We start from the raw sequence: 8072 nt of genomic DNA on the forward strand, positions 1-8072 counted from the left end.
TTGGGCTCCGTTGCGTGCGCGCTCCCCTGAATCCGACCCCGCCCGTAGTCCGGGCGTAGCCGAAGGGAGGACCGTGACCTTCGGATTCGCTCCGTCCTCGGCGGCATCGCTGTCGACGCCCGCCGCTTCCGCCACTCGTCTGCTCGAACCCGCGGAGTGGGCTGCCGCGGGAATCCCGCTGCTGCGCAACCCGCGTGAGGTTGTCAGCGGGCTGCATGCCCGGCACCATCCGGAGCCGGCGACCGCGATCGTCGCCGTGCTCGACCAGGACGAGCGAGTGCGGGCGAGTGCTTCGTTCACCCGCCGCCCCGCCCCGGCGGACGGCTGGATGTTCCGCAACGCGCTGCTGTCCCAGTTGCGCCGGGTCATCCCGCACGACCTGCGGCGCCGCACGCCGGTCCGTACCGCTGTCCTGCTCTACTGCCGCGACGGCGACGCGCGCTGGACGGAGGAGGACGGCGCGTGGATGTGGGGGCTGCGGGACGCCTGCACGCTGCACGGGCTGCGCTGCGGGGCGTACATCACGCTGACCCGTGACGGCTGGCAGGTGCTCGGTGAGGGACGCGGTGGGCGTCGGCCCAGCACCGACTCTGCGCCGGAGCCGTTCGCCACGGCCGAGGCGCCGCCGCGAATACCGCGCACCGGCGGTGTCGCGTCCGACGTCCTGCGCCGCGCGGCAGCGCGCTGAGGGCCGACGGGACGCCTCGGAGCCAGGGGCTTTCGGCGGCCTCGCGCGCTCCTGCGAGCCACGCGCCCCACCGCCGCGCCGGCACCGCTGCCCGCACGGTGGAACGGCGGCCGCATGGCGCCCGTACGGACGGGCGCCATGACGTCGGCTCAGACGCCCGTACCCCTCACCGAGTTGATCCGCTGCGGGTCACCGCAGACGATCAGCAGGGCGGTGGCCTTGCTGTGCGCCGCGGTCAGGGCCGACGCGGACGCCGGCTCGGACCCTCCGTTGACGGCGACCACGACGACGGGGCGCGCTCCGGCACGGTCCGCGACAGCGGCGTCCGCGTAGAAGACATCGTCGGCGGCGTCGTGCAGGCCCCAGTAGGAGGCCTCGCCGAAGGAGAGTTCGTGGGTGACCCACGGGTGCGGCTCGCCGGTGGTGATCACCAGCACGTCGCCCGGGGCACGGCCCGAGTCCAGCAGCAGGTCCACGGCTTCCTCGGCGGCGTCGAGCGCCCCCTGGACGGTTGCCGGGATCAACTGGACCTGGGCGCCGGCCGCAGCGGGAGCGGCCGGCTTCGAAGGGACAGGTTCGGCCGCCGCAGTGGCATCACGCGGCGTACGTTGCGCCGGAGGCGCGGGCCGGACCGGGCCGGGCCGACCGGGGCGCGGCGGAGCCGCGGGGCGGGGACCGGGTACGGGGCGGGGGGTCGGCGCGGTACGGCTGCTGGCCGGAGTGACGCGGGGACCCTGGGCACTCTCGTGAATCTGAGGCTCCTCGGGAATGAGAGGCATGGGCTGATTTTTATCAAACATTGGTACGACTCGCGCCATCGGGTGGCACATGAGTGCGAACGGAACCGTCAGAAATCGAAGCCGAGCTGACCCTCGATCGCCGGAACACTTCCATCCGCCCAGCTGCGGACCTTCTTGAGATGCCGCCACTGGGGCAGCGCATCAAGATACGCCCACGACAGCCGGTGGTAAGGGGTGGGTCCCCGGACCTCCAGCGCGGCCCTGTGCACGGGTGACGGGTACCCGGCATTGTCCGCAAAACCGAAGTCTGCATGCTCGGCACCCAGTTCGGCCATCATTTTATCGCGGTGCACCTTGGCGATCACCGAGGCCGCCGCGACCGCCACACACGACTGGTCACCCTTGATCACGGTTCGGACCCGCCAGGGCGCCCCGAGATAGTCGTGCTTGCCGTCGAGTATCACCGCGTCGGGCCGGACCGGCAGCCCTTCGAGCGCGCGCACCGCTGCCAGCCGCAGCGCGGCCGTCATCCCCAGCTGGTCGATCTCCTCGTGGGACGCGTGGCCCAGGGCATACGACGTCACCCAGTCCCTCAGCGTCCGATCGAGTGCGTCCCGCCGCTTGACGGTGAGGAGCTTGGAGTCGGTGAGACCCTCGGGGGGCCGGCGCAGTCCGGTGACCGCCGCGCAGACGGTGACGGGGCCGGCCCAGGCGCCGCGCCCCACCTCGTCGACACCTGCGACGATCTTCGCCCCGGTCGTGGCGCGGAGGGAGCGCTCGACAGTGTGAGTTGGTGGTTCGTACGGCATGGCGCCCTTAGCGTACGCCGCCCGGAACGGCCCGCGACACCCAGGTTCCCCGAGCGATGACGGGGTTCCGAAGGCCTCGGGTCAGGAACCTGCCGGCCGCAGCAACGGAACCATCAGCAGGTCGATCATCTCCTCCAGGCCGGCGTCCGTCCATTCACTTCCGCACATCTTGGACCGGTACATCATCATCGCCGGGATGACGTCGAAGACGTAGCTGTTCGTCGCGTCGGCACGCACCTCTCCGCGCTCGATGCCGCGCTTGATCCCGCGCTCGATCGCCTCTCGGAGCATCGTAATGGTCGGCTCCACGACCCCGTCGAAGATCACGGCATGGAACCGCTCGGCCTGCATGGAATCGCATTCGTGAATGACCGAGCGCAGGGCGACACCCGGCCGGGAGAACATCGCGTCACGCGCTCGCAGACACAGGGTCAGCAGGTCTCCGCGCACGTTCCCCCGGCATCGCACTCACCGTCATCGTGGCCTGCCAACTCATGGTGGTACTGGACGCGACGATTGTGACCATCGCGCTTCCGCACATGCAGAACGCTCTCAGTTTCAGCACCACCGACCTCACCTGGGTGGTCAGCGCCTACACGCTGACCTTCGGCGGCCTGCTGCTCGGCGGCAGGGCCGGTGACATTCTCGGCCGCCGCCGCGTCTTCATGACCGGCATCCTGCTGTTCACCCTCGCCTCGCTCCTGGGCGGGTTCGCCCAGGAGCCCTGGCAGCTGCTCACCGCCCGCGTACTGCAGGGCGTGGGCGGTGCGATCGCCTCGCCCACCTCGCTGGCGCTGATCACCACCACATTCCCCGAGGGCCCCGAGCGCAACCGGGCCTTCGGTGTCTTCGCCGCGGTCTCCGCGGGCGGCGGCGCCATCGGTCTGCTGGCGGGCGGCATGCTCACCGAATGGCTCGACTGGCGGTGGGTGCTCTTCGTCAACGTGCCGATCGGCCTGAGGCCGGCGCGGCGTCCGGACTGCTCAATGCGACCCAGCAGGTGGGCGGATCGGTGGGACTGGCGCTCCTCACCACGGTGTTCGGCACGGCCGGCAGGAACGAGGCGGAGGAACAGCTCCCGTCCTTCCTCGCCGAAGGGACGCCGGAGCAGAAGGCGGAGTTCGCCCGGACCCGCCAACTGCCCGAGCCCTGGGCACACGAAGTGCTCGCGCAGGGCATCTCGACGGCCTTCATCCCGGCCGCCGCCATGGCCGTACTCGCCCTGCTCACCGCCTGGTTGGTGATCCGGGTGCGCTAGAGCGACCTCAAGTCCCTCGCCGGCTCCGCCGGACCGGGCATCGGCTGACGAGGGCACACCGCGGGCCGGGCGGCCCGGCACCTCTCCGGCCGACCCCAGCGGGACGGCCCAAAGGGCACCAGGCCGTCCCGCGGCCGCCAGGGCCGCGGTCACGGAGCCGATCAGCACAGCGAGCAGTGCGGTGAACCGCACGTCCACGATCACCTCCGGCAGGACAGGGACTCGCGCAGCCGCCGCCCCGTCCCGGGACTCATGTCTCACACGGCTGCTGTCCCGACAACGGGCGAGCGGTCACGGAGAGTTCCCGAGATGTACGGAGAGTTCCGAAAGCCTGCGGCCCGCGTCCGTACCGGGACGGACGGCAGCGGGCCTCGCCACGCACATCTGACGGACCGGTCCTGGCATGGCCGGATCGGCTGGAGCTACACCGGCATCCAGCCCGGCAGCGCCTCGCCCCGCTCGGCCCACCCGGCGGGCGGCGCCCCGGCCTTCCCCGAGGCGATCACCCCGCCCACGATGGCGCAGGTCGTGTCGATGTCCCCGCCCGCCTGAGCCGTGGTCCAGAAGGCCTCTTCGTAGTCGCCCAGGGATCGGGCGGCCGACCACAGCGCGAAGGGAACGGTGTCGTGGGCCGTCGTCCGCCGTCCGCACCCCAGTACGGCGGCGACGGTGGCCGTGTCGCCGTAGTCGAGCATGTCCCGGGCCCGCCGCAGCCCCGCACCGACCGCGCTCTTCCTGGGCACCAACGCGACGACCCCGTCGAGCAGGGCTTCGGGGCCGGGTGGCCCTTCGGGGGCAGCGGCGAGTGCGGCCGCCGCGGCGACGGCCATCGCACCGACCACGGCCTCGCGGTGCTGGTGGGTGGGGTAGGCCGAGATCTCGGCCTGGTGGACCGCCTGCTCCGGATCGTCCGCGTACCAGGCGCCCAGTGGCGCGATACGCATCGCGGCGCCGTTGCCCCAGGAGCCCCGGCCGTTGAAGAGGCCCGCGGCGAGCTCGCGCCAGTCACCGCCTTCGCGGACCAGCCGCAGCAGCCGGTTGACCGCGGGCCCGTAGCCACGGTCGAAGTCATGACGCCGGGCGAAGGACTGCGCGAGGGCGTCCTGGTCGATCCGCCGGTGGACGGCGAGGACGGCGACGACCGAGCAGGCCATCTCCGTGTCGTCCGTCCACTGCCAGGAGCCCGGGGGAAGCTCACGGCGCATGAGCAGCGGGTAGTTCACCGGGACGAAGAACTGCGAGCCCAGCGCGTCCCCCACCGACAGTCCGCGCAGGCTGGCCAGGGCGCGGTCCAGGCGCCCTGCGGAAGTGGAGTCGGCGGTCGGCATCGCCCTGCCACCCTATCCGGTGATCCCGTACGGTTCCGGCTGCCGCCACTGCCCGAAGGGCCGGTCGAGCGTGTACTTGCCGTCCTCCCCCAGAACGAGCACCCGCATCTCGGCGTTGCCCGGGTTCGACAGGGATTCGAACTCCGCAACGGTCCAGTGGAACCACCGCATGCAGAACAGCCGCATGGCGAGACCATGCGTCACGATGAGGACGTTCGGCGGGTGGTCGGGGGCATCGAAGCTGCGGAACAGGCTCTCCAGGAAGCCGTCGACCCGGTCGTAGACATCGGCGCCGGACTCGCCCTGGGCGAAGCGGTAGAAGAAGTGGCCGTACGCGTCCCGGTACGCCTTCTGCAGACGGACGTCCTTCAGGTCCTGCCAGTTGCCCCAGTCCTGCTCGCGCAGTCTCGGCTCCTCACGCACACGTATGAGCGCCGGGTCGAGGCCGAAAGCGCTCAGTGTCTGGTGCGTACGGCGATAAGGGGACACGTATACGCTGACGCGCTCCTGGCCGAACAGGTCGCGCAACCGCTTACCCGTCTCTTCCGCCTGCCGCCGGCCCCGCTCGGTCAGGGCCAACGCGTGATCGGGTTCGCGCTCATAAAGGGAGTCATCAACATTGCCCGTTGATTCACCGTGCCGGACAAGGACGATGCGCCGTGGTCGTGCCATGCTGAAACCCTAGAACGAGTGACGGCCGACCGAGCACCCGCACGCGCCCCATACGGCACAGGTCACACACGTCCTGCGGTTCGAGACGGTTCCGTGCGCCGGTACGTCAGACCGTCCACACCGGCTCCATGTCCACGATGTCCCCCGTGAGCGCCGCGATGTCCGCCTCCGTCTGCGCCCGCAGGGCGAGACGTTCCACGCGTTCGGTGCGGTACTTACCGTGCTCGGCCGCCGACCACCACATCGACAGCACCAGGAACTCATTGCCGGGGGCTTCACCGAACAGCCCCCGGACCATGCCTGGCGAGCCTGCCATCGCCGGGTTCCAGACCTTCTCGTGCATCAGCACGAAATGCTCCGCCCGCTCCTCGTGGACACGGCACAGTGCCACTCTCAGCAGGTCGACGTCCGTGAAGCGCGGCTCGAAGCCGGTCTTCACGTCGAAGCGGTGGTCGAACAGCCTGACCTGGGCGTCCTTGAAGGTGCCCGACTGCGCGGAGGCGAGCCGATCATGGGACCGCGCCATGAAGGAATCGTAGAAGGCGCGGCTCTCCCAGAAGGAGAAGATGTGCGCCACATCCTGCCGCCCCCGACTCCAGCCCCCGCCCTGTCCACGAAATCCCGGCTCCCCCAGAAGCCCCGCCCACTTTCGCTGTCCCCGTTCGAACCCGCGGCGGTCCACCACGGTGCAGCGAATCCACTTGACCAGCACCGCGCCATCGTAAGGCCGCGGAGCACAGCCCCGGCCACCCTCGGCAGGACTGCTTCGCCGCACTCACCCGGCCCGGCATGACAAGATGGACAACCTGCCGGGTCTGCCCGGCAGTTGGACTTAAGGGGCAGGACGGTCGTACGGGGAAGGGGAAGACTGGTGAACGGCGTCAACAAGGGCATCGGCAAGGTCGAGATCGCGCTGAGGTGGGACCCGAGTCCTGCCGGACAGCCGGCCACCGACCTGGATCTCGTCGCCGCGCCCTACCCGGCAAGCGATCCGCACGGCGATCCCTCCTACGTGGTGCACTTCGACAGCCGCTCTCCCGACGGCACGATCATCCTCGACCGGGACAGCAAGGACGGCAAGGGCTTCGGCTTCGACGAGATCATGACGCTGGAGCTGAACAGGCTCGACGCGCGGTATGCGCGCGTGGTGGTCGGGGTCGTCATACAGCAGCATCAGGAGCCGCGCACCTTCGCCGGCGTGGAACACCCCGGTCTGCGCATCCGCGAGGGGTACACCGTCCTGGCCGAGGACGACTTCGGGGGTGTTCTGGGATCCACGGCGGCCACAGTCGCCGAGTTCACCCGGGACAGCACCGGGGCCTGGGACTTCCACCCCGGCGTCCAGGGCTTCCAGGAGGACCCGGTGGCCTTCACCCGCGCCATGGGAGCCGCCCGCCGCCCGTGAGCCGACCCCGGCGACGGCCCGGCACCTCAGCGGGAAACGGCAGCAGGACGGGAAGAACGGAAAAAGGGGCACCAGCCGAAGCCGGTGCCCCTCTCTCATTCCCTCAACCGATCGCACCGGGCGGACACGCCCGTACGAACGGTGTCACACCCTGCCTCAGCTGCAGCCGCTGGTCGAGCCGCAGCCCTCGCAGATGTAGCAGGAGCCGGCGCGCTGCATCTTCGTCCCGCAGGAGAAGCAGAGCGGGGCGTCGGCCTGGATGCCCAGCTGCATCTCGACCAGCTCGGCGCTGGTGTGGGCCTGCTGCGGGGCGGGCTTGGCCGCCTCGGCCTCGACCTCGGCCTTCGGCATGGCGACCGCCTTCAGCTCCTGGGCCCGCGGCGCGGACTGGGCGAGCCCCTCGACGTCGAGCTCGTCGTCGGTCGGCTCGTAGGAGCCGGTCTCGAGGTGGCGCTGACGCTCGTCGGCGGAGTGGATGCCGAGCGCGGAGCGCGTCTCGAAGGGCAGGAAGTCCAGCGCCAGGCGACGGAAGATGTAGTCGACGATGGACTGCGCCATCCGCACGTCCGGGTCGTCCGTCATACCGGCCGGCTCGAAGCGCATGTTGGTGAACTTCGAGACGTACGTCTCCAGCGGGACGCCGTACTGCAGGCCGACGGAGACCGCGATGGAGAAGGCGTCCATCATGCCCGCGAGGGTCGAGCCCTGCTTGGACATCTTCAGGAAGACCTCGCCGAGACCGTCGTCCGGGTAGGAGTTGGCGGTCATGTAGCCCTCGGCGCCGCCGACGGTGAAGGACGTGGTGATGCCGGGACGCCCCTTCGGCAGACGCTTGCGGACCGGGCGGTACTCGACCACCTTCTCGACCGCGGCACGGATCGTGTCCTCGGTCTTCTCGGTGATCTCGGTCTTCCCCTTCTCCTTGGTCTTGGCGGAGAGGGGCTGGCCGACCTTGCAGTTGTCGCGGTAGATGGCGAGCGCCTTGACCCCCATCTTCCAGGCCTCGAAGTAGACCTCCTCGACGTCCTCGACAGTCGCCGACTCCGGCAGGTTGACCGTCTTGGAGAGGGCGCCGGAGATCCACGGCTGGATCGCGGCCATCATGCGGACGTGGCCCATCGCGGAGATGGAGCGCTCGCCCATGGCGCAGTCGAAGACCTCGTAGTGCTCGT

At 70.2% G+C, this 8072-nt stretch carries 8 protein-coding genes and 2 pseudogenes; 3 read left to right on the plus strand and 7 right to left on the minus strand.

All coding sequences use genetic code 11. The annotated features are described in order from the left end of the window. The first annotated feature begins 73 nt into the window (after window positions 1-73). Window positions 74-688 (plus strand): hypothetical protein, encoded by a 615-nt coding sequence (locus ACFPZI_RS20515; RefSeq protein ID WP_381364909.1) that lies wholly within the window; start codon window positions 74-76, stop codon window positions 686-688. A 149-nt stretch (window positions 689-837) separates the two neighbouring features. Here the strand turns inward: ACFPZI_RS20515 and ACFPZI_RS20520 are convergent, their stop codons facing one another. The 3 genes and pseudogenes from ACFPZI_RS20520 to ACFPZI_RS20530 all read right to left on the minus strand — a co-directional run. After that, window positions 838-1467, minus strand: a complete 630-nt coding sequence (locus ACFPZI_RS20520; protein WP_381364911.1) for a hypothetical protein — start codon at window positions 1465-1467, stop codon at window positions 838-840. A gap of 68 nt (window positions 1468-1535) precedes the next feature. Continuing rightward, the gene (locus tag ACFPZI_RS20525; protein ID WP_381364913.1) at window positions 1536-2237 is read right to left on the minus strand and encodes a ribonuclease HII; all 702 of its coding nucleotides are present in this window, start codon (window positions 2235-2237) and stop codon (window positions 1536-1538) included. 81 nt (window positions 2238-2318) lie between these two features. Beyond that, a pseudogene (locus ACFPZI_RS20530) lies at window positions 2319-2693 on the minus strand (TetR-like C-terminal domain-containing protein); the annotation flags it as partial. 38 nt (window positions 2694-2731) lie between these two features. Between ACFPZI_RS20530 and ACFPZI_RS20535 the strand changes: the two are divergent. Next, a pseudogene (locus ACFPZI_RS20535) lies at window positions 2732-3495 on the plus strand (MFS transporter). A gap of 422 nt (window positions 3496-3917) precedes the next feature. Here the strand turns inward: ACFPZI_RS20535 and ACFPZI_RS20540 are convergent. The 3 genes from ACFPZI_RS20540 to ACFPZI_RS20550 all read right to left on the minus strand — a co-directional run bounded on the left by ACFPZI_RS20540 (window position 3918) and on the right by ACFPZI_RS20550 (window position 6207). Beyond that, window positions 3918-4823: an ADP-ribosylglycohydrolase family protein gene (locus ACFPZI_RS20540; protein WP_381364915.1), complete on the minus strand. Its 906-nt coding sequence runs from the start codon at window positions 4821-4823 to the stop codon at window positions 3918-3920. 12 nt (window positions 4824-4835) lie between these two features. Further along, window positions 4836-5495, minus strand: a complete 660-nt coding sequence (locus tag ACFPZI_RS20545; RefSeq protein WP_381364917.1) for a histidine phosphatase family protein — start codon at window positions 5493-5495, stop codon at window positions 4836-4838. Window positions 5496-5601: 106 nt separating this feature from the next. Then, entirely contained in the window at window positions 5602-6207 is a 606-nt protein-coding gene (locus tag ACFPZI_RS20550) for a YdbC family protein (RefSeq protein WP_381364918.1), read from the minus strand. A 159-nt stretch (window positions 6208-6366) separates the two neighbouring features. Here ACFPZI_RS20550 and ACFPZI_RS20555 point away from each other — a divergent pair, with 159 nt between their 5' ends. Beyond that, window positions 6367-6900 carry a TerD family protein gene (locus tag ACFPZI_RS20555; RefSeq protein ID WP_381364920.1) on the plus strand — a complete coding sequence of 178 codons (534 nt, stop codon included), beginning with the start codon at window positions 6367-6369 and terminating at the stop codon, window positions 6898-6900. 156 nt (window positions 6901-7056) lie between these two features. On the opposite strand, the gene ACFPZI_RS20560 is transcribed toward ACFPZI_RS20555, so the two are convergent. Then, a partial coding sequence (locus ACFPZI_RS20560; protein WP_465269185.1) for a TSCPD domain-containing protein occupies window positions 7057-8072 on the minus strand: 1016 nt, incomplete at its 5' end.

Source organism: Streptomyces chlorus (genome assembly GCF_042655885.1).
In the GTDB taxonomy this organism is placed as follows: Bacteria; Actinomycetota; Actinomycetes; order Streptomycetales; family Streptomycetaceae; genus Streptomyces; species Streptomyces chlorus.

Bases quoted from the DNA above. Each gene is read 5' to 3' on its own strand.
- ACFPZI_RS20540 (WP_381364915.1), bottom strand. From the start codon at position 4,823: ATGCCGACCGCCGACTCCACTTCCGCAGGGCGCCTGGACCGCGCCCTG.
- ACFPZI_RS20545 (WP_381364917.1), bottom strand. From the start codon at position 5,495: ATGGCACGACCACGGCGCATCGTCCTTGTCCGGCACGGTGAATCAACG.
- ACFPZI_RS20525 (WP_381364913.1), bottom strand. From the start codon at position 2,237: ATGCCGTACGAACCACCAACTCACACTGTCGAGCGCTCCCTCCGCGCC.
- ACFPZI_RS20520 (WP_381364911.1), bottom strand. From the start codon at position 1,467: ATGCCTCTCATTCCCGAGGAGCCTCAGATTCACGAGAGTGCCCAGGGT.